The following is a 1,045-nucleotide window of genomic DNA, read 5'->3' as shown; positions in this document are numbered from 1 at the left end:
ACGACTGAAAATCGTTAGGTCGCCGGTTCGATCCCGGCCCAAGCCACATTCGCTTTAATCAACGTGTTAAGAAATAATCACACATATTAAGAAGCAACACGACTAGACCATGGCTTAATTAACTTTAATGTTTTAGCAATCTTTGATTGAGCTATTTCAAGATCATGGGCAGCTTGGGCTCGCAACCAGTATCCATCAGACAAATCGAAAAAGCGACAGAGTCGCAAGTCTGTATCGGCAGTTATCGAACGTCTACCCTTCACAATCTCCCCGATACGTTGGGCTGGAACATTTATCTCTTTAGCCAGACGATAGGCGGTTACGCCCATCGGAATCATAAACTCTTCAAGTAAAAGTTCACCAGGGGTCACTGAATCAAGACGTTTAACACGTGACTTAACCTGACGCGATGCAACTTTTGTTGCCATTGTAGATTCCTCTCATAGCACCTAGTGATAATTCACAATTTCTACATCTTCTGGTCCTGCTGAACTCCATCTAAAACAAATTCGCCATTTATCGTTAATCCGAATACTCATCTCTCCGGCTCGATCACCTTTGAGCCGCTCAAGATGATTCCCGGGTGGAACTCTTAGATCCTCTAAGCGGCCCGCAATTTCAAGCTGTCGTAGTTTACGAAGTGCGATTCTCTCAAAGGAAACAAACTTCGCCACTTGCCTGCCGTTAGCAAGTGCCTCAGTTTGCTTATCCCTATAAGAGATAATCACTTAGATATAGTAACGCATTGCGTTATTAACGTCAAACGTTACTAATTGCGAGGTTCTGCGTTGATTCTTGAGCATGAGATCAACCTCCCACCACCTACCGACAAACCCACGACTTATCCCCATTGAGATCGCCGGCCCAAGCCATATTCCCTTCAGACTCAAATTTCAAACAAAGAAAAAGCCCCGCACTCATTCGAGTGCAGGACTTTAGTTATTTAATAATTAATCAAGAACCACAGATCCTGTAGGAGTGGTTAGGTGCACCGCAACAATCCCTGACTCACCATCATTTGTTGATGGGTCAATAAACTCAAGAT

At 44.0% G+C, this 1,045-nt stretch carries 2 protein-coding genes; both read right to left on the bottom strand.

Translation table 11 applies throughout. From position 1 onward, the window contains the following. Positions 1-86: 86 nt before the first annotated feature. Positions 87-428 (bottom strand): HigA family addiction module antitoxin, encoded by a 342-nt coding sequence (locus tag AC9UEP_RS06075; protein ID WP_509545134.1) that lies wholly within the window; start codon positions 426-428, stop codon positions 87-89. Between the two features lie 21 nt (positions 429-449). Next, positions 450-728 (bottom strand): type II toxin-antitoxin system RelE/ParE family toxin, encoded by a 279-nt coding sequence (locus AC9UEP_RS06070; RefSeq protein ID WP_509545131.1) that lies wholly within the window; start codon positions 726-728, stop codon positions 450-452. Positions 729-1,045 lie beyond the last annotated feature (317 nt).

It is taken from the genome of Candidatus Planktophila sp., from assembly GCF_040402315.1.
In the GTDB taxonomy this organism is placed as follows: Bacteria; Actinomycetota; Actinomycetes; order Nanopelagicales; family Nanopelagicaceae; genus Planktophila.
This window is presented reverse-complemented; position numbering and strand designations above follow the sequence as displayed.